This window comes from Roseobacter sp. CCS2, assembly GCF_000169435.1.
GTDB lineage: Bacteria > Pseudomonadota > Alphaproteobacteria > Rhodobacterales > Rhodobacteraceae > Yoonia.
In genome coordinates this window covers 851,268-870,889 of sequence record NZ_AAYB01000001.1, presented here as the reverse complement: position 1 = coordinate 870,889, position 19,622 = coordinate 851,268, and the positions used below count along the sequence as shown (strand labels likewise).

Below are 19,622 nucleotides of genomic sequence, written 5' to 3'. Positions count from 1 at the left end.
CGCGATTGTTGGCGCAGTTTTGATGCTTGCAGCGAAGCCTGCGAGTGAAAGCCATGTTCAGCACTGTCTTCCTGTTTTGCCTGTGACCATTGGAAAAACCGTATGTCCAGCATGTAAGGTGGGTCGAGACCCACCTTACTTTTCATCGCAGTGCGCGCCCTTTGATAATGGCATCCTTGCCAAACCGCTCGCGGATTTTGTCGGCGGCCTTTTCCGCCTGCGCTCGCTTTTGCGCGCCGGGGTCCAGCAGGTCGCCTTCGCGGTCTGCATCGGCGTCTGACGTGATCTCTGACAGGCCCACGCCCAGCAGACGAAATGGTCCGCGCCCGCTGACTTGATCGAACAAACCCCTTGCTGTCCGATAGACCGTATCCGCAATCTGGGTCGGGTGATGCAGGCTTTGGCGTTTTGAGATCAGTTTAAAATCCGATGTTTTCAGTTTCAGCGTCACAACGCGTCCCGCCTTATCCTTGGCTTTCGCCCGCGCGCTGACCTTTTCAGCCATCCGCCACAGGTGTCCATCAAGGATATCTACGTCGCCGGTATCTTCGTTAAATGTTGTTTCATTCGACAGTGTCTTTACCGGGCTGTGCGACGATATCCGCCGTCCATCTTCGCCGCGTGCCAGACTATAAAGTCGCTCACCCATTCCCCCAAACCGATCATGCAGATCGCGTCTGTCCCAGCGCAGCAGATCGTCAAAGGTGCGGATTCCGGCGTTGTTGAGGCTGGTTTGTGCGGCAGGGCCTATGCCCCAGATCAAGCGCACGGATTTGGGGCGCAGGAAGGCCGTCGTTTCCTCTTTCCCGATGATCGAAAAACCGCGTGGTTTATCAAGGTCAGAGGCGACTTTGGCGAGGAATTTGTTGTGGCTCAGGCCGATTGATCCGGTCAGGCCCAATTCATCTTTCATCCGTTTGATCAACCGCGCCAGCATCACCGCAGGCGGCGCATGGTGCAGGCGTTCGGTGCCTGTAAGGTCCATGAACGCCTCATCCAAGGAAAGCGGTTCAACGACCGGCGTCAGTTCATCCATCATTTCCCGGATCGCTTTTGAAGCTGCGACATAGGCGTCGAAATTAGGCCGAACCACCACAGCCTCGGGGCAGAGTTTCAGCGCTTTGAACATCGGCATGGCTGATTTCACGCCTTTGATCCGCGCAACATAGCAGGCGGTTGAGACGACCCCGCGCCGCCCGCCGCCGATGATGACGGGTTTGTCCGCCAGTTCAGGATTGTCGCGCTTTTCGACGGATGCATAGAAAGCATCGCAATCCATATGGGCGATGGTAAGGTCGCATAATTCCGGGTGCCGCGTCACCCTTGGGCTGCGGCATTGCGGACAACGGGGTTCATCGTCAAATGTGGTCAGGCAATCGCGGCAAAGGGCGGGCATGGTGCCAAGATATGGGCCGCTGCGTTTAGACACAACGGGCAGGTGTCCTTGGCGGGCGTTTTTGGGCCAAGACGATGGTAAAGGAGCTGGCTATGCAGATGTCTGGCCCGCATGACGGGGCAAAGGTGGCGTTGTTTCTGGGGGATCGGATTGTCAGCATTCTGCGCGATAACCTTGATCATATTCCCTACCCCAATCTTTGGGATTTGCCCGGCGGTGCACGTGACCCCGGGGAAAGTCCGTTTGACACAGTCGCCCGCGAGACGAGAGAGGAAGTGGGATTGGTTTTGCCACGATCCGCCATTGTGTGGGAAAGCGCGTTTCCGGCCAATGACAATGCGGGCAAATGGGTTGCGTTTTTTGTGGCCCGGCTTCCTGCGACGTCGGTTGCTGATATCGTCTTCGGCAACGAAGGACAGCGCTGGGCGCTGTATGATTTGGACAGGTTTATTGATCTGCCAAACCGCGTGCCGCCTTACGGTGCACGCTTACGACGCTGGATGGCCGAAACCGGTGGGTTTGCGACTTAAATCACACGGTTTTCAGTGTTTTGAAGGTGGGTGAAATGCGCATAAGATTCTTGTTGCTTTACGGCGCAGTCTGTCTATGAGTTTCCAATAGGAAACACGCTGACCGGGAGAGCCGGTTCAGTCCGTCGCCGAAGGAGCAACCGCCCCGGTCACTCTCAGGCAGAAGGACCGGTTGGGGTGCAATACGCCGAAGAGAGACCTTAGATGGTCCGCCGAAGGAGCAAGCCCAATCCGGCGAATCTCTCAGGTACAGCAGACGGCGGGGGCATTTGGTAAGGAGATTTACCATGCCTAGCGTTGCTGTACTTGGTGCCGGAATTACCGGCGTTACCACTGCTTATTCACTGATGGTTCGTGGCTTTGACGTGACGGTCTATGATCGTCAGCGTTATGCCGGGATGGAAACCAGTTTTGCCAACGGCGGTCAGTTAAGCGCGTCGAACGCGGAAGTCTGGAACCAATGGTCCACCGTCCTTAAAGGCATCAAATGGATGTTTGAGGGCGAAGCCCCGTTATCTGTAAACCCCCGTCCGGGTTGGCATAAAGTCAGCTGGATGACTGAATTTTTGGCGAACATTCCGCGTTACAAGACGAACACCACCAAAACCGCTGCAATGGCTGTTGCCGCGCGTGCTGGTTTGGCCGAAATGGCTGACAAATCAGGCGTTGATTTTGATTTCAGCCCTGCTGGTATTCTGCATTTCTATAAAACCGAAAAAGACCTCAAGCATGCGCGTATGGTCAACGGATTGTTGGCCGAAGGCGGTTTGGAGCGGCACGAATTGACCGTCGATGAGGTGATGGCGAAAGAGCCTACGCTTCGTGGTGATATCATTGGTGGTTTCTGGACCGAAAGCGACAGCACAGGTGACATTCACAAGTTCACGATTGGTTTGGCTGATTGGCTCAAGAAGCAAGGCGTCGTCTTCAAGCTGGGCGCCCCAGTGACTGATCTGCATGTGCGTGCCGATGGCGTACATGTCGAATGCGGCCATGAAGAACGCTATGATGCAGTTGTCGTGTCCGCCGGTGTTGGTAGCCGCAAATTTGCGCAAATGCTGGGCGACCGTGTGAATGTATATCCGGTAAAAGGTTATTCGATCACAGTGAACCTGGATGATGAGGTAAGTCAGGCGGCTGCACCAACGACATCGCTGCTGGACGACAAAGCCAAGATTGTATCGTCGCGCTTGGGCAAGAACCGCTTTCGGATTGCGGGTACTGCCGAGTTCAATGGCGAAAATCGCGACATTCTAGAACGCCGGGTGCGTCCGCTGATCAAATGGTGCGAAGAGTATTTCCCAGATGTGTCGACAGAAAGCTGTGTGCCTTGGGCCGGATTGCGCCCAATGATGCCAAATATGATGCCACGTGTGGGGCCGGGGAAAAGCGACCGGGTGTTCTACAATACGGGCCACGGACACCTTGGTTGGACGCTAAGCCCAGCCACCGCAGATACGATCGGCGCGGTAGTCACAGCACGATTTAAAAGTAACAGTATACAACAGCATACATTGAAATCAGCCTAAATCATCCCTATCTGTCCTTCATAACAATGAGGGACAGATATATGCCAATTGAAGACTTATTCGCTGAATTCTTTGGACAAAACGTGCTTTGGCTGTTGCTGGCGGTGTTTATCATCGTCTGCATTATGGCCGGTGTGCGCATCGTACCGCAGTCGGAAAAATTTGTGGTGGAACGGCTGGGGCGGCTACGCTCTGTGCTTGGGCCCGGTATCAACTTTATCGTGCCGTTTTTGGACCGCGTGCGCCATAAGGTTTCAATCCTTGAGCGCCAGTTGCCGTCCATGAACCAAGACGCGATCACATCCGACAACGTGCTGGTGCAGGTCGAAACATCGGTGTTTTACCGGATTATCGAGCCTGAAAAGACGGTTTACCGTATCCGCGACGTGGATGGTGCGATTTCCACGACAGTTGCCGGTATTGTACGTTCTGAAATTGGCCGGATGGAGCTGGATCAGGTCCAGGCGAACCGATCTAACCTGATTGAAGCCGTGCGCACCCAAGTCGCCCAACAGGTCGATGACTGGGGGATCGAAGTGACACGTGCCGAGATTTTGGACGTGAACCTTGATCAAGCAACCCGCGAAGCGATGTTGCAGCAGTTGAACGCCGAACGCGCACGTCGTGCACAGGTGACCGAGGCCGAAGGCCAAAAGCGCGCGGTCGAACTGCAATCGGATGCTGAACTCTATGCCGCTGAGCAGGATGCGAAAGCCCGCCGTGTGTTGGCCGATGCCGAAGCTTATGCGACCCAAGTGGTTGCGGTAGCGATTGCGGAAAATGGCTTGGAGGCTGCTCAATATCAGGTTGCCCTCAAGCAGGTCGAGGCTTTGCAAAAGCTGGGTGATGGTGCTGGGAGCCAGACAGTTGTCTTGCCTGCCAACGCGGTCGATGCTTTCTCGAATGCCTTCGCAATGTTGAAAGGACGTGGATAATGCCGCTTTGGACGGAATGGTGGGTTTGGATGTCGGGGGCGCTGATCCTCGCAACACTCGAAGTGTTGATCCCGGGCTATATCTTTCTGGGATTTGCCTTAGGCGCCGCGATGATGGGATTGCTGATCCTGTTCGGGGTCTCTGGAACCGGCTTGGCACTAACACTCGTTATCTTTGCAGTGCTGTCACTGATATCATATCTGGCGATGCGCAAGTATTTTGGATTGAAGACCGGTCAGGTCAAAATCTGGGAAACCGATGTAAACGATAACTAAGTTTATTGCCGTTTGAATTGAAAACCCCCGACCCTAGTGGTTGGGGGTTTTTGCTTGTGGTGAAGCCAATTCAGCCAAAATACTTTGCGCCGCGGCCTTTGGGTTTTCGGCCTGCCAGATCGGGCGGCCGACCACCACATGGTCAGCCCCGTTTGCAATAGCTTGGGCTGGTGTCGTAACGCGTTTCTGATCACCCAGTGCGGCACCTGCGGGGCGCACGCCGGGGGTCACGATCAGTTTGCCTTTGGCTTCTGGCAGTGCGCGGATCAAGGCGGCCTCTTGCGGCGATGCGATCACACCGTCAGCCCCATTGGACAAAGCGATGCCTGCCCGTTCCTGCACCAAATCGGCCACGTCACCAGATTTGACGCAGGATGCATCCAGATCGTCGCGGTCCAGCGATGTCAGAATGGTCACGGCCAGGATTTTCATATCTGACGCGCTAGCCCCTTCGCGGGCTGCACGCACGACATGGGGGTCGCCATGCACGGTCAGGAAATCCAGATTAAACTGAGCCACACCACGCACCGCGGCCTCGACCGTAGCACCGATATCAAAGAACTTCATATCAAGAAAAATGCGTTTGTCATGTTCCTGCTTCAGTTCATTGGCCAATGCCAGACCACCACCCGTCAGCATACCGAGCCCGATTTTATAAAAGCTGATACTGTCGCCCAGCATTTTCGCAAGTTCCAACCCGTCAAGGACATTGGGCACGTCTAGCGCTACAATCAAACGGTCATCGGACATAGGGCAGGCTCCTTTAGCGTCATTGCACCGGGTCTATCGGCTGGCCTGCCAAGGCGCAATCGCGGTATGTTACGGTCATGGATATGATCGCGATGTTTGAGGATTGGGATGGCAAGCGCGTTGCCGATTTGCGCGCTGCCGCCGATGCGTTGGAACCATGTGACTATGCGGCCCTGATCGCTGGGTGTCGTGGGAAGGATGCAAAGATTGCGCGGGCGGCCAGTTGGGTGCTTAAAGCCGCTTATGATGCCGGCGTTGATATCCCGTTCCCTGCTGATGTTCTGACTGCCGATCCGCATTGGGAAACGGCCCTTCATCTGTTGCAATCAGTGCAACATGCCCCCGTCGATTTGCCGCCAGAGATGGTCGTGCATTACCTTAACCATGATAAACCAATGCTGCGTGCTTGGGCGCTGGACGCTTATGTCAGATTGGGTGGACCAGAGGCGGAAAGCTTACTGGTGCAGGCTGCAAATGATCCCGCTGCCTCGGTCCGTGCACGCGCACGCAACCTTGTAAAAAAGTAATGACGCAGCCTCTTCCGTGACTGCGCCATTGCACCTTGATCGTCATCACCAATAACGACCAAAGAGGGTCGCGTGAGTGGTGGTCTGCCCAATTTGTAGGGCGATCTTCGCACACTCTTTTTGCGCGATTCGCGGATTTATGCGCGGGGAATAAGATCTCCGATCTCCCCGTAAGTGGAAAATTACGGATCACAGACTTGCGAGGACACGGTCAAATACCCATCTATCTGATGAGGCCCAAACAAAGGTGTGCTGCATAGCGGGCACCGCAAAATCCGGGCGCTTATATAAAGGAGAGACCCATGAACTTAGAAAAGTTCACTGAGCGGTCGCGCGGTTTCGTACAAGCCGCCCAGACGATCGCAATGCGCGAAAGCCACCAAAGGCTTGCGCCCGAACACCTGCTCAAAGCATTGATGGATGATGAAGAGGGGCTTGCCTCCAACCTGATCACCCGTGCGGGCGGGAATCCCACGGCGGTGCTTGCTGCCGTCGATGCGAGCCTTGCCAAGATACCGCAGGTATCGGGCGAGGGGGCACAGGTTTATCTTGATAATGTCACCGCCAAAGTGGTGGATGAGGCCGAAAAGGTCGCCAAGAAAGCGGGCGACAGTTTTGTGCCGGTTGAACGGTTGCTAACGGCGCTGGCCTTGGTGAAATCCAAGGCCAAGGATGCGTTGGATGCAGGCAACGTCACGGCGCAAGCCTTGAATGCTGCAATCAATGACATCCGCAAAGGCCGTACCGCTGACAGTGCGACGGCTGAGGATAGCTTTGAAGCGCTGGCAAAATATGCCCGCGACCTGACAGAGGCCGCGCGCGAAGGGAAAATCGACCCCATCATCGGCCGCGACGAAGAAATTCGCCGTGCCATGCAGGTGTTGTCACGCCGCACCAAGAACAACCCTGTTCTGATTGGTGAACCCGGCGTGGGTAAAACTGCGATTGCCGAAGGTTTGGCACTGCGCATCATTGATGGTGACGTGCCTGAAAGCCTGCGCAACAAAAAGCTGATGGCGCTGGATATGGGTGCGCTAATTGCGGGCGCCAAGTATCGTGGTGAGTTTGAGGAGCGCTTAAAGGCGGTTCTGAAAGAAATCGAAGCTGCTGCCGGTGAAATCATCCTGTTCATCGACGAAATGCACACACTTGTCGGTGCCGGTAAGGCTGACGGCGCAATGGACGCTGCCAACCTGATCAAGCCTGCGCTTGCGCGGGGTGAGTTGCACTGTGTGGGTGCTACGACGCTAGATGAATACCGCAAGTATGTTGAGAAAGACGCAGCTCTGGCCCGCCGTTTCCAACCATTGATGGTTGAGGAACCGACGGTGACGGATACGGTTAGCATCCTGCGTGGGATCAAGGAAAAATACGAACTCCACCATGGTGTCCGTATTTCCGACAGCGCGCTGGTCGCTGCCGCCACGCTTTCGCATCGTTATATCACCGACCGTTTTTTGCCTGATAAAGCCATCGATCTGATGGATGAGGCGGCGAGCCGTTTGCGTATGGAAGTGGACAGCAAGCCGGAAGAATTGGATGCGCTGGACCGTCAGATCCTGCAGCTTCAGATCGAATCCGAGGCGCTGAAGAAAGAAGACGACAAAGCGTCCAAGGACCGTCTGGAAAAGCTGGAAAAGGAACTGGCTGATCTGAATGACCGCGCGTCTGAGATGACCGCAAAATGGCAGACCGAGCGCGACAAGCTGGAAAGCACGCGCGACGTGAAGGAAAAACTGGATCGTGCCCGTGCCGAACTGGATATCGCCAAGCGTGAAGGCAACCTCGCGAAAGCGGGTGAGCTGTCTTACGGTGTCATTCCAGAGCTGGAGCGTCTGGTGGCACAAGTCGAAGACGGCGACGACGACCTGATGGTCGAAGAAGCTGTGCGGCCAGAACAGATTGCCGAAGTGGTTGAGCGGTGGACGGGTATCCCGACCTCCAAAATGCTCGAAGGTGAACGCGACAAGCTGCTGCGCATGGAAGAAGAGCTTGGCAAACGTGTGATCGGTCAGAAAACCGCCGTGCGGTCTGTGGCCAATGCCGTGCGCCGTGCGCGCGCTGGGCTGAATGATGAGAACCGACCTTTAGGTTCGTTCCTCTTCCTCGGGCCAACCGGTGTGGGTAAAACTGAGCTGACGAAAGCTGTGGCCGAATACCTCTTTGACGATGATTCAGCTATGGTTCGCATCGACATGTCGGAATTCATGGAGAAACACGCGGTCGCCCGTCTGATTGGCGCACCTCCGGGGTATGTTGGCTATGACGAAGGCGGTGTGCTGACCGAAGCGGTCCGGCGCAGGCCCTATCAGGTGATCCTGTTCGACGAGGTCGAAAAGGCGCACCCTGATGTGTTCAACGTGCTGTTGCAGGTGCTTGACGATGGTGTGCTGACCGATGGTCAGGGGCGCACTGTGGATTTCAAGCAAACGCTGATCATCCTGACGTCCAACCTTGGGGCGCAATCGCTCAGCCAATTGCCTGATGGCGCGGATGCGGCCGAGGCAAAGCGCGATGTGATGGATGCAGTCCGGGCGCATTTCCGGCCAGAGTTCCTGAACCGTCTGGATGAAACTGTCATCTTTGACCGTCTGGCGCGTGAAGACATGGCAGGTATTGTTACGATCCAGCTTGGATTGCTTGCCAAACGGCTTGCCGGGCGCAACGTCCACCTTGATCTGGATGATGCCGCGTTGAAATGGCTGGCCGATGAAGGCTATGACCCTGTGTTCGGTGCGCGCCCACTCAAGCGGGTAATCCAGCGTGCGCTGCAAGACCAACTGGCGGAAATGATCCTCGCTGGTGACGTCATGGATGGTGATACGATCAGTGTAAGCGCGGGTGTAGATGGGCTGTTGGTGGGTGACCGGGTGTCATCCAGCAACAGGCAACCGCCCGAGGATGCGGTGGTTCACTAAGTGATTTGAAAGGGCACCTTCGGGTGCCCTTTTTGATGGTTTGAAGGCCAAGGGCGAATTGCCGATTAACAGCCGATCAAAATCCTCTTTGCATCAGCTTAGGCAAAAGCAGGTGCAAAGGCCCTTTATAGATGTCCAGAACACTCAGGCTGGTCGCGTTACAATATGCTGCCCTGCAACACCGCATGAATGACGACGGTGTAAAGAAGTCTAAAATGGAAACGCAAGATGTCGCATTTGGCGCGACGTCCCTCTGCAGCCGATGGCACCTGTTTCACGTATCCATCACCTCTTGTAGGGCAGTGTAACTGTCCTATAAGGAAGCCATGACAGTGCATACATCCGAATCCACCCATTCCTTGCTTGACGATATTCAGGGGCTTTCGTTGGGCGTTTTCCTTGCTGCGATTGGCCTGCATATGCTGACGACGCTGGGATTGATAACAGGGCAAACGGCCGGGATTGCCGTGATCATTTCCTACCTCAGCGGATATTCATTTGGCGTGGTTTTCTTTTTGGTGAACCTGCCGTTTTATGTGCTGGCGTGGCGGCGGCTGGGGAAGTCATTTACCATCAAATCACTTATTTCGGTCACGTTGCTGTCCATTCTGACTGAGATTATTCCAATGGGTATGGTGTTTACATACCTCGACCCGCTTTTGGGTGCGATGACGTTTGGGGCGTTGACTGGTGTCGCTTTGCTTGTCTTGTTTCGGCACAACGGATCACTGGGCGGTTTGGGAGTTGTGGCCTTGCTTATTCAGGACACGACGGGGTTTCGGGCCGGATGGGTGCAATTGATCTTTGACGTTTGTCTATTTGGGCTGGCGTTTTTCCTCTTTGATCCGGTGCTGGTCTTTTATTCACTACTGGGGGCCGTAGTGATCAACCTGATGATCGCGATCAATCACAGGCGGGACCGATACGTGGCACGGTAAGGAACTGTATGCAGTTGCTTAGTGCCGACGGCGGCTGGGTGGGACCAAGCGGCCGTTTTAAGTTTTGAACTGAACGACTGCTGTTTCGCTTAAAGTATCAACGCATTTCTGACTTTAGCATTGAGGATACACCGCACTTTACTGCCCAGCGTTGTCGTACAAGGTGTCAGGCAATGCAGTGCATCCCGCTAATACCAGTCTATCGTAGCCACCTTCACCTTGAATGGTCGCGAAAGAAAGCTGAACGCGCTGTAAGCTGACCAAACGCAGATCGTTCGCTTCATCTTGCCATATGAAGTAGCCACATTCGAAATAGTCGTTGCTATAAGCCGCAGAAAAATGTGCGAGGAAGATTGTTGGATCTTCGTCTTGCACAACACGCAAGACCTCAAATTCAATAAGGTCCCCCAAACGACTATTAAGATCATCGTATATCGCTGTGAACCTGTCGAAGGGGATCGCCAGTTTGCGTCCATCTACCCACATGTCCCATGCTTGCGAGAGTTCACCATTCTGGCGAAGTTGGACATAATCTTGGGTTTGTTGCGTTATGCGGGGGTTATCGAGATCATCTTGCGCGTAGGCAATGCCAAGCAATCCGCCGACAGAGATGATAGCGGCGCAGGCGATGAGCGGCCAATTTTTCAACAGGTGTTCCTTTTTGAACGGGCAAAATAGCGTAGGCAATGAATTAGGTGAAAATCTTGATACCGGCAATTGGTAATCAACGGCTGCTTCGGTCAGAACGCGCATCTAAAAACCACCTTTAAGAGCGGCTTTATCAAGCAGAACTAAAGTGCAGGTTTTAATCTTCGCAAAGCGGAACTTCATTCATCGCGCAGCACCGACCAAACTGCCCTCGCAGTCATTGTTCCCGTAAAAAAAACCCCGACCAAATGGCCGGGGTTTTCCGATCAAACCTGATACAAGCGCTTAACTTGCGGGCAGGATTACACTGTCGATCACATGGATGACGCCGTTCGATGCTTCGATGTCAGCAGTCACAACGTTTGCGCCGTCAACCATCACGCCGCCTTCGGTCATGATTGTCACGTCGGCACCGTTCACTGTTGTTGCCATCATTTCGTTGGACAGGTCAGTGGACATCACTTTGCCGGGGACAACGTGGTATGTCAGGATCGCAGCCAGTGCTTCTGGATCTTCCAGCAGGCCCTCAACCGTACCTTCTGGCAGGGCTGCGAATGCTTCATCCGTCGGTGCGAAGACTGTGAAAGGACCATCACCCTTTAGTGTCTCAACAAGACCTGCGGCTTCAACTGCGGCAACCAGTGTTGTGAATGTGCCAGCTTCAACAGCTGTATCCACGATGTCTTTTTCAGACATTGCGAAAGCGGATGTTGCAACTGTTGCGGCTGCGGTCACGGCGATAAAAGTTCTGCGTAGCATGTGGTAGTCTCCCATTTTGCATAAGATGCGTTTCTTGTGCATCGAGGTTTCTACGGGGCATACAGCGTCCAGATCACCGGGGATTTCCGCCAGTGCGGCTTGACGATAATGGCGATCCTCCTAAGCCACGTCATTTTCAGGTTTCCAGTCACAGCTGCGTGAGTCTTCGTGATTGATCCGCCCTATTTTTGGAACATTTCAGTGTTCTGGCGGCAACGTGAGACATCTTTCACGCGTTCTCACCTATATGACGATAGAATCGAAAAGAACGGAGACCCACATGGCATATCGCTGGACCAACACCCTGACCAAAGCCGACATCACGCCAAAGGCAGCCTATCTGAACCGCCGTCAAATTTTGGCGGGCACGATCGGTTTGGGTGCGATTGGTTTGGCCGGTGGCGCATCTGCCCAAAACGCCTTGGAGCCAAATACGCTGGAAGAGATCACCAGCTACAACAACTTCTACGAATTTGGCACAGGCAAAAGCGACCCTGCGCAGAACGCACACCAACTGGTCACATCACCTTGGTCTATCAAAGTGGACGGTATGGTGGATAACCCGGGCGACTATGCGCTGGATGATCTGTTGTCTGGTTTGTCAGTCGAAGATCGTCTTTACCGCTTCCGCTGTGTTGAAGCATGGTCGATGGTTATCCCATGGAACGGGATCGAGCTGGCGGACATCCTGAATAAGGTGGGCGTCCAGTCCAGCGCGAAATACGTGGCCTTTGAAACGGTCGTACAGCCAGAAAACATGATTGGTGTGCAGCGCCGTGTCCTTGATTTCCCTTATGTTGAGGGCCTGCGTCTGGATGAGGCGATGCACCCGCTGACTATCATGGCGACTGGCATTTATGATGAGCCGATCTATAACCAGAACGGTGCCCCCATCCGTTTGGTCGTGCCGTGGAAATATGGCTTCAAATCAATCAAGTCGATCGTCCGTATCACACTGACCGACCAAGAACCGCCAACCAGTTGGAACAAGGCCAACCCGCGTGAATACGGCTTCTATAGTAATGTGAACCCAACCGTGGATCACCCACGTTGGAGCCAGGCATCCGAACGTCGCATCGGTGGCGGCCTGTTTGCAGCACGCCAAGACACGCTGATGTTCAACGGGTACCCCGAAGTCGCCCCGCTTTACGAAGGCCAAGACTTGAGCGTGGATATCTAAAATGGCTGTTGCCCAAACCATCAACGGCGCACTCCGCCGGGTTCCAGCGTGGACTATATATATAGTCGGCGCCGTTTACGCGGTATGGGAGTTCTGGCGCGCCCTTAACCAGATTGGTCCGTATCTGGTGGAACCCATCAATGTACTTGAGCGCGCCTATGGTGAGATCGCGTTGATCCTGATGGTCGTCGGTTTGACGGTGACACCATTGCGGAATTGGACAGGGGTGAACCTGATTAAGTTCCGCCGGGCGATTGGGGTGACGGCGTTCTTCTTTGTCCTTGCGCATTTCCTCGTCTTCGCAATCCTTGACGTACAAAGCGTCAGTCGCGTTTGGGAAGAGGTTGTGAAACGGCCCTATGTTACCGTCGGCATGGTGTCGTTCCTGATGCTGATCCCGCTGGCCGTGACATCAAATAACTTGTCGGTGCGGAAAATGGGCGCAGCTGCTTGGCGCAAGATGCACAAGCTGACGTATCCGGCGGCGATCCTTGGTGCGGTTCATTATCTATGGCTGGTAAAAGGGTTCCAGCTAGAGCCGATCATCTATCTGATTGTGATCGTAGGGCTGGTGGCAAGCCGCTACATAACATTTCAGCGAAAGCGACAGTTGGCGTAACACCCGACCAAGGCGAATTGATTCATCGACCCGGCAGTAAAACTGCCGGGTCTTTGCGTTCTGAGGAAGTGAATCGCAATGAAACACACCGATCACATGACAACGAGTCGCTTAAAAAAGCATGAATCGGTGCGATTCAGGGTGATTTGGACGACTGAGTCTGCCTAAATCTGCAAGAGTCTTGTGGGTGACTCTGTGGATAACCCCAAATCTGGTATGTTCTGTTTCCATTCTGCCTAAGATTATTGCGATATGACCCTGGGTCCGCGCATTGAAATTGCTACAAACCACTAAAAACACAGGGAAAATCGTGTTTCTGATAAAAAATGCATTTTTCTCGAAAAAAGGGGTTGCGGGTACCCCCCACTAACCGTAGAACCCCCCTCACCGGCGGCGCTAACAAGCACCAACGGGGCGCCAGACGGGCCACACGGCAACGAGACGCAAGACTAAAAACAGAGATAATACAGGCGAGGCGCGCCAAAGATATAGGGCGCATCTGGTTCCTTTTTGTCTCTACGCTGTTTGAAATTGATATATCTGAAGAGATATGTGGGCGGTTTGGTTCAGTTCGATGGATCAGACGTCTGTATATCAACGCTCTTAGAACTTCGGTTCGATGATAGAGTGTCAGCTTCACTGTTTGGACGGCTTCCAGTTATCTTTGATAACTGAAGCACGATAAACAGAGAAACGCCATTTGGTTTCAGTAAGGCCAAGTGGTGATGTGCAGAGGTTCGAACGTCAAGGTTAGCATCGCAAGATGCTTTCAACTTGAGAGTTTGATCCTGGCTCAGAACGAACGCTGGCGGCAGGCCTAACACATGCAAGTCGAGCGCACTCTTCGGAGTGAGCGGCGGACGGGTTAGTAACGCGTGGGAACATACCCTTCTCTACGGAATAGCCTCGGGAAACTGAGAGTAATACCGTATACGCCCTTCGGGGGAAAGATTTATCGGAGATGGATTGGCCCGCGTTAGATTAGATAGTTGGTGGGGTAATGGCCTACCAAGTCTACGATCTATAGCTGGTTTGAGAGGATGATCAGCAACACTGGGACTGAGACACGGCCCAGACTCCTACGGGAGGCAGCAGTGGGGAATCTTAGACAATGGGCGAAAGCCTGATCTAGCCATGCCGCGTGAGTGACGAAGGCCTTAGGGTCGTAAAGCTCTTTCGCCAGAGATGATAATGACAGTATCTGGTAAAGAAACCCCGGCTAACTCCGTGCCAGCAGCCGCGGTAATACGGAGGGGGTTAGCGTTGTTCGGAATTACTGGGCGTAAAGCGTACGTAGGCGGATTGGAAAGTAGGGGGTGAAATCCCAGGGCTCAACCCTGGAACTGCCTCCTAAACTATCAGTCTAGAGTTCGAGAGAGGTGAGTGGAATTCCAAGTGTAGAGGTGAAATTCGTAGATATTTGGAGGAACACCAGTGGCGAAGGCGGCTCACTGGCTCGATACTGACGCTGAGGTACGAAAGTGTGGGGAGCAAACAGGATTAGATACCCTGGTAGTCCACACCGTAAACGATGAATGCCAGACGTCGGGGGGCTTGCCCTTCGGTGTCACACCTAACGGATTAAGCATTCCGCCTGGGGAGTACGGTCGCAAGATTAAAACTCAAAGGAATTGACGGGGGCCCGCACAAGCGGTGGAGCATGTGGTTTAATTCGAAGCAACGCGCAGAACCTTACCAACCCTTGACATCCTTGGACCGCTAGAGAGATCTAGTTTTCTCGTAAGAGACCAAGTGACAGGTGCTGCATGGCTGTCGTCAGCTCGTGTCGTGAGATGTTCGGTTAAGTCCGGCAACGAGCGCAACCCACATCCTTAGTTGCCAGCAGTTCGGCTGGGCACTCTAGGGAAACTGCCCGTGATAAGCGGGAGGAAGGTGTGGATGACGTCAAGTCCTCATGGCCCTTACGGGTTGGGCTACACACGTGCTACAATGGCATCTACAGTGAGTTAATCTCCAAAAGATGTCTCAGTTCGGATTGGGGTCTGCAACTCGACCCCATGAAGTCGGAATCGCTAGTAATCGCGTAACAGCATGACGCGGTGAATACGTTCCCGGGCCTTGTACACACCGCCCGTCACACCATGGGAGTTGGTTCTACCCGACGACGCTGCGCTAACCCTTCGGGGAGGCAGGCGGCCACGGTAGGATCAGCGACTGGGGTGAAGTCGTAACAAGGTAGCCGTAGGGGAACCTGCGGCTGGATCACCTCCTTTCTAAGGATGTTCCTAGTCAAGATTGTTCGCAATCTTCGTGGAACACTTAGCAAGATCGGCAATCAAAGCCGGTCAATTCAGGCACGTCTTCCTTGGACGTGACCTAGAGCCAAGCCGTCCTCATATCTCTTCAGTTCAGTTCCACCTTAGTGGGACGCACCTAATGGGGCGTTAGCTCAGCTGGGAGAGCACCTGCTTTGCAAGCAGGGGGTCATCGGTTCGATCCCGATACGCTCCACCAGATGGGTCGGTAGCTCAGGTGGTTAGAGCGCACGCCTGATAAGCGTGAGGTCGGAGGTTCAAGTCCTCCTCGACCCACCATCAACATCAAATAGACCAGTTAGACCGTTAAGCAGCATCGCTGTTTTGCCGTCCAACTGGACGACCTTCGGCGGAACCTTCGGGTTTCACCGGGATTGACATCGTTTAGAGAGATACAAAACATCAGAATAGATGGTTATCCGCGTAAGGATTAACCGGTTGCTTCGTGCAACAAATCTATTTTGTTCCAAGTCAAGTACACTAACCGGAACAAGAGCAATCTTGTTCGAACAGTGTCAGTTGCGAACCAGCGGCTGACATTGCAATGTATGCATTTTGATTAAGCCCTCCTTTGAAGTTTACAAAAGGGGGAGGGCACAGAAAAAGCCTTGCTTTTTCTGGATCAAATCAAGCGCGAAAAGGGCGTTTGGTGGATGCCTTGGCAGTAAGAGGCGATGAAAGACGTGATACTCTGCGATAAGTCATGGGGAGCTGAGAATAAGCTTTGATCCATGAATTTCTGAATGGGGCAACCCACCTGATACTTTGTTATTATTATCCTTCGGGGTGATTAATAATGAGGTAAACCAGGTATTTTTAACCTGAATACATAGGGTTAAAAAAGCAAACCCGGGGAACTGAAACATCTAAGTACCCGGAGGAAAGGAAATCAATAGATACTCCCCTAGTAGCGGCGAGCGAACGGGGACCAGCCGAGCTGTGAGTGTGATTAGAATGGTCTGGAATGGCCAACCATAGTGGGTGACAGTCCCGTATAAGAAGCATGATCAGACGTATTAAGTAGGGCGGAACACGTGAAATTCTGTCTGAACATCGGAGGACCACCTTCGAAGGCTAAGTACTCCTTACTGACCGATAGCGAACCAGTACCGTGAGGGAAAGGTGAAAAGCACCCCGACGAGGGGAGTGAAACAGTACCTGAAACCGAACGCCTACAATCAGTTGGAGGACCCTTGAGGTCTGACAGCGTACCTTTTGTATAATGGGTCATCGACTTAGTGTATCTAGCAAGCTTAAGCCGTTAGGTGTAGGCGCAGCGAAAGCGAGTCTTAATAGGGCGACTGAGTTAGATGCATTAGACCCGAAACCGAGTGATCTAGGCATGTCCAGGATGAAGGTAAGGTAACACTTACTGGAGGTCCGAACCCACACCTGTTGAAAAAGGTCGGGATGAGGTGTGCCTAGGGGTGAAAGGCCAATCAAACTCGGAGATAGCTGGTTCTCTGCGAAATCTATTTAGGTAGAGCGTCGGACGAATACCCTCGGGGGTAGAGCACTGAATGGGTAATGGGGGCCTACAGCCTTACTGATCCTAATCAAACTCCGAATACCGAGGAGTAATATCCGGCAGACACACAGCGGGTGCTAACGTCCGTTGTGGAGAGGGAAACAACCCTGACCTACGACTAAGGCCCCTAATTCATGGCTAAGTGGGAAAGCAGGTGGGACGACCAAAACAACCAGGAGGTTGGCTTAGAAGCAGCCATCCTTTAAAGATAGCGTAACAGCTCACTGGTCTAAATAAGTTGTCCTGCGGCGAAGATGTAACGGGGCTCAAGCCATGAGCCGAAGTCTAGGATGCAATTTATTGCATGGTAGCAGAGCGTAGTGTGACATAATTCCATGCGTCCTTAGTGCCTTCGGGTACATTGGACGCAAGGAATTTTCTGTGAAGCCGGCCTGTGAGGGATCCGGTGGAGAGATCACTAGTGAGAATGATGACATGAGTAGCGACAAAGGGAGTGAGAGACTCCCTCGCCGAAAATCCAAGGGTTCCTGCTTAAAGCTAATCTGAGCAGGGTAAGCCGACCCCTAAGACGAGGCCGAAAGGCGTAGTCGATGGGAACCAGGTTAATATTCCTGGGCCAGGAGATGGTGACGGATCATGAAGATTGTTGGATCAGGCGTAGTTGCCCCAGCAGTTAATTGGTTCCTGGAAATAGCCCTCCATAAGATCGTACCCTAAACCGACACAGGTGGATAGGTAGAGAATACCAAGGCGCTTGAGAGAACCACATTTAAGGAACTCGGCAAAATACCTCCGTAAGTTCGCGAGAAGGAGGCCCGTTCAGAAGGCAACTTTTGGGCGGGGGCACAAACCAGGGGGTGGCGACTGTTTACTAAAAACACAGGGCTCTGCGAAGTCGTAAGACGACGTATAGGGTCTGACGCCTGCCCGGTGCCTGAAGGTTAAAAGGAGGAGTGCAAGCTCCGAATTGAAGCCCAGGTAAACGGCGGCCGTAACTATAACGGTCCTAAGGTAGCGAAATTCCTTGTCGGGTAAGTTCCGACCTGCACGAATGGCGTAACGACTTCCCCGCTGTCTCAAATGTGGACTCAGCGAAATTGAATTTCCTGTCAAGATGCAGGATACCCGCGGTTAGACGGAAAGACCCCATGCACCTTTACTATAGCTTCGCATTGGCATCAGGCACAGTATGTGCAGGATAGGTGGTGGGCTTTGAAGCCGGGACGCTAGTCTCGGTGGAGCCTCCCTTGAGATACCACCCTTATTCTGCTTGATGTCTAACCGCGGCCCGTTATCCGGGTCCGGGACCCTGCGTGGTGGGTAGTTTGACTGGGGCGGTCGCCTCCCAAATTGTAACGGAGGCGCGCGAAGGTTGGCTCAGAGCGGTCGGAAATCGCTCGTTGAGTGCAATGGCAGAAGCCAGCCTGACTGCGAGACTGACAAGTCGAGCAGAGTCGAAAGACGGCCATAGTGATCCGGTGGTCCCGAGTGGAAGGGCCATCGCTCAACGGATAAAAGGTACGCTGGGGATAACAGGCTGATGGTGCCCAAGAGTCCATATCGACGGCACCGTTTGGCACCTCGATGTCGGCTCATCTCATCCTGGGGCTGGAGCAGGTCCCAAGGGTACGGCTGTTCGCCGTTTAAAGAGGTACGTGAGCTGGGTTTAGAACGTCGTGAGACAGTTCGGTCCCTATCTTCCGTGGGTGTAGGATATTTGAGAAGAGTTGCCCCTAGTACGAGAGGACCGGGGTGAACGATCCACTGGTGGATCAGTTGTCGACTACGGCAGTGCTGAGTAGCTATGATCGGACAGGATAACCGCTGAAGGCATCTAAGCGGGAAGCCCCCTTCAAAACAAGATATCCCTGAGAGCCGAGGTAGACCACCTCGTCGATAGGCCAGAGATGTAAGCGCTGTAAGGCGTTCAGTTGACTGGTACTAATTGCTCGATAGGCTTGATTTGATCCAGTAATAGTAAGACTGGCAAATCAAAGTTCATACACACACAATCATCAGTATACGATGATCAAGGAACAACAATGGTAGTGCATACTGCCTAGCTGATGTTTTGTACTTCTTTTTTGGTTTGGTGATCATAGCGCGAGCAAAACACCCGATCCCATCCCGAACTCGGCAGTTAAGTGCCGCAGCGCTGATGGTACTGCGTCTTAAGGCGTGGGAGAGTAAGTCATTGCCAAACCTAATAAGAAGTACAAGTTATCTCTCTATCGATGCGCCCCAAAATTACCTTAATTGATTTGATGTCGGTCCCTTGTCGATCACACGTTTGTGAGTTTTATAGGCTGCAACTTTAAGTAGCTTTTATGGAACCAAAAATGACCAAACTTCCCTTCGTATTCGCCGCCGCATTGCTAACCGCAGGCTGCGCCACCAATCTGACGCCCACTGAAGGTCCAGTTGCGGCCTCTGTAACCAGCGCTTCAGTACAAGAGCGTCTTGCAAACGGTCGGAATGAGACGATGGTCCGTGCTTACCTGCCCGCTGCACCCGGCGAAACCGGACTTGGCACAGAAGTTGCTGGCGCAGAATGCAGCCTGACGTCCGATGAACTGACTGCACGCGTAACAACGCCCCAGGCGGTTATATTGCCTGCATTCAAGCAGCGTGGATCGATGGAAAACCGTGGTGTGCCTGGCGCAATCTTGGTCGATTGCGATTATGAAGGCCGCGAAGGTCGTGCACTGTTGACCGCGCAGGAAAAAGACCTCGCTGTTGTGCAAGGTGCTGGCATGGGTGGTCTGTTGCTTGGTCTGGCCGTGTCAGGCATTGCTGCGAATACGACACCTTGGAACTATCCTACCATTGCAAACGTCGCGTTAGCGAACTGAT

At 53.4% G+C, this 19,622-nt stretch carries 14 protein-coding genes, 2 tRNA genes, 3 rRNA genes and 1 riboswitch; of the genes, 15 read left to right on the top strand and 4 right to left on the bottom strand.

The window, feature by feature from the left end; all coding sequences use genetic code 11:
• Window positions 1-142: 142 nt before the first annotated feature.
• Window positions 143-1,396, bottom strand: a complete 1,254-nt coding sequence (locus tag RCCS2_RS04430; protein WP_037293524.1) for a DNA polymerase IV — start codon at window positions 1,394-1,396, stop codon at window positions 143-145.
• Between the two features lie 92 nt (window positions 1,397-1,488).
• Between RCCS2_RS04430 and RCCS2_RS04425 the strand changes: the two genes are divergently transcribed.
• From RCCS2_RS04425 to RCCS2_RS04410, 4 genes are all read left to right on the top strand, one after another.
• Window positions 1,489-1,926, top strand: coding sequence for an NUDIX hydrolase (locus RCCS2_RS04425; RefSeq protein WP_008231702.1), 438 nt, complete (start codon window positions 1,489-1,491; stop codon window positions 1,924-1,926).
• 177 nt (window positions 1,927-2,103) lie between these two features.
• Window positions 2,104-2,196, top strand: a riboswitch (glycine riboswitch).
• 17 nt (window positions 2,197-2,213) lie between these two features.
• Window positions 2,214-3,455 (top strand): D-amino acid dehydrogenase, encoded by a 1,242-nt coding sequence (locus RCCS2_RS04420; protein ID WP_008231701.1) that lies wholly within the window; start codon window positions 2,214-2,216, stop codon window positions 3,453-3,455.
• 41 nt (window positions 3,456-3,496) lie between these two features.
• Window positions 3,497-4,390 (top strand): SPFH domain-containing protein, encoded by an 894-nt coding sequence (locus tag RCCS2_RS04415; RefSeq protein WP_008231700.1) that lies wholly within the window; start codon window positions 3,497-3,499, stop codon window positions 4,388-4,390.
• Entirely contained in the window at window positions 4,390-4,665 is a 276-nt protein-coding gene (locus tag RCCS2_RS04410; RefSeq protein WP_008231699.1) for an NfeD family protein, read from the top strand. The genes RCCS2_RS04415 and RCCS2_RS04410 overlap by 1 nt, the downstream gene beginning before the upstream one ends.
• A 33-nt stretch (window positions 4,666-4,698) precedes the next feature.
• Here the strand turns inward: RCCS2_RS04410 and pyrF are convergent, their stop codons facing one another.
• Entirely contained in the window at window positions 4,699-5,415 is a 717-nt protein-coding gene (pyrF, locus tag RCCS2_RS04405) for an orotidine-5'-phosphate decarboxylase (RefSeq protein WP_008231697.1), read from the bottom strand.
• A 77-nt stretch (window positions 5,416-5,492) separates the two neighbouring features.
• On the opposite strand from pyrF, the gene RCCS2_RS04400 reads away from it, so the two are divergent.
• From RCCS2_RS04400 to RCCS2_RS04390, 3 genes are all read left to right on the top strand, one after another.
• The gene (locus tag RCCS2_RS04400) at window positions 5,493-5,942 is read left to right on the top strand and encodes a HEAT repeat domain-containing protein (RefSeq protein ID WP_008231696.1); all 450 of its coding nucleotides are present in this window, start codon (window positions 5,493-5,495) and stop codon (window positions 5,940-5,942) included.
• Between the two features lie 302 nt (window positions 5,943-6,244).
• On the top strand, window positions 6,245-8,860 hold the full coding sequence (clpB, locus tag RCCS2_RS04395; protein WP_008231695.1) for an ATP-dependent chaperone ClpB: 2,616 nt from the start codon (window positions 6,245-6,247) through the stop codon (window positions 8,858-8,860).
• A gap of 326 nt (window positions 8,861-9,186) precedes the next feature.
• Entirely contained in the window at window positions 9,187-9,798 is a 612-nt protein-coding gene (locus RCCS2_RS04390) for a YitT family protein (RefSeq protein WP_008231694.1), read from the top strand.
• Between the two features lie 138 nt (window positions 9,799-9,936).
• Here the strand turns inward: RCCS2_RS04390 and RCCS2_RS04385 are convergent, their stop codons facing one another.
• Window positions 9,937-10,551, bottom strand: a complete 615-nt coding sequence (locus RCCS2_RS04385) for a hypothetical protein (protein WP_008231693.1) — start codon at window positions 10,549-10,551, stop codon at window positions 9,937-9,939.
• A gap of 180 nt (window positions 10,552-10,731) precedes the next feature.
• On the bottom strand, window positions 10,732-11,205 hold the full coding sequence (locus RCCS2_RS04380; protein ID WP_008231692.1) for a fasciclin domain-containing protein: 474 nt from the start codon (window positions 11,203-11,205) through the stop codon (window positions 10,732-10,734).
• Between the two features lie 280 nt (window positions 11,206-11,485).
• Here RCCS2_RS04380 and msrP point away from each other — a divergent pair, with 280 nt between their 5' ends.
• The 8 genes from msrP to RCCS2_RS04340 all read left to right on the top strand — a co-directional run bounded on the left by msrP (window position 11,486) and on the right by RCCS2_RS04340 (window position 19,621).
• Complete coding sequence (gene msrP, locus RCCS2_RS04375) at window positions 11,486-12,385, top strand: protein-methionine-sulfoxide reductase catalytic subunit MsrP (RefSeq protein ID WP_008231691.1); 900 nt, start codon at window positions 11,486-11,488, stop codon at window positions 12,383-12,385.
• Window position 12,386: 1 nt separating this feature from the next.
• The gene (gene msrQ / locus RCCS2_RS04370) at window positions 12,387-13,004 is read left to right on the top strand and encodes a protein-methionine-sulfoxide reductase heme-binding subunit MsrQ (protein WP_008231690.1); all 618 of its coding nucleotides are present in this window, start codon (window positions 12,387-12,389) and stop codon (window positions 13,002-13,004) included.
• A 770-nt stretch (window positions 13,005-13,774) separates the two neighbouring features.
• Window positions 13,775-15,238: ribosomal RNA gene (locus tag RCCS2_RS04365) — 16S ribosomal RNA — on the top strand.
• Window positions 15,239-15,403: 165 nt separating this feature from the next.
• Window positions 15,404-15,479 (top strand) — tRNA-Ala (locus tag RCCS2_RS04360).
• 3 nt (window positions 15,480-15,482) lie between these two features.
• Window positions 15,483-15,559: transfer RNA gene (locus RCCS2_RS04355), tRNA-Ile, on the top strand.
• A gap of 346 nt (window positions 15,560-15,905) precedes the next feature.
• Window positions 15,906-18,735, top strand: a 23S ribosomal RNA gene (locus RCCS2_RS04350).
• Window positions 18,736-18,857: 122 nt separating this feature from the next.
• Window positions 18,858-18,972, top strand: a 5S ribosomal RNA gene (gene rrf, locus RCCS2_RS04345).
• Together the 16S, 23S and 5S rRNA genes with 2 tRNA genes alongside form the textbook arrangement of a ribosomal RNA operon.
• Before the next feature lie 136 nt (window positions 18,973-19,108).
• Window positions 19,109-19,621 carry a hypothetical protein gene (locus tag RCCS2_RS04340; protein ID WP_156788417.1) on the top strand — a complete coding sequence of 171 codons (513 nt, stop codon included), beginning with the start codon at window positions 19,109-19,111 and terminating at the stop codon, window positions 19,619-19,621.
• The last annotated feature ends 1 nt before the right edge of the window (window position 19,622 follow it).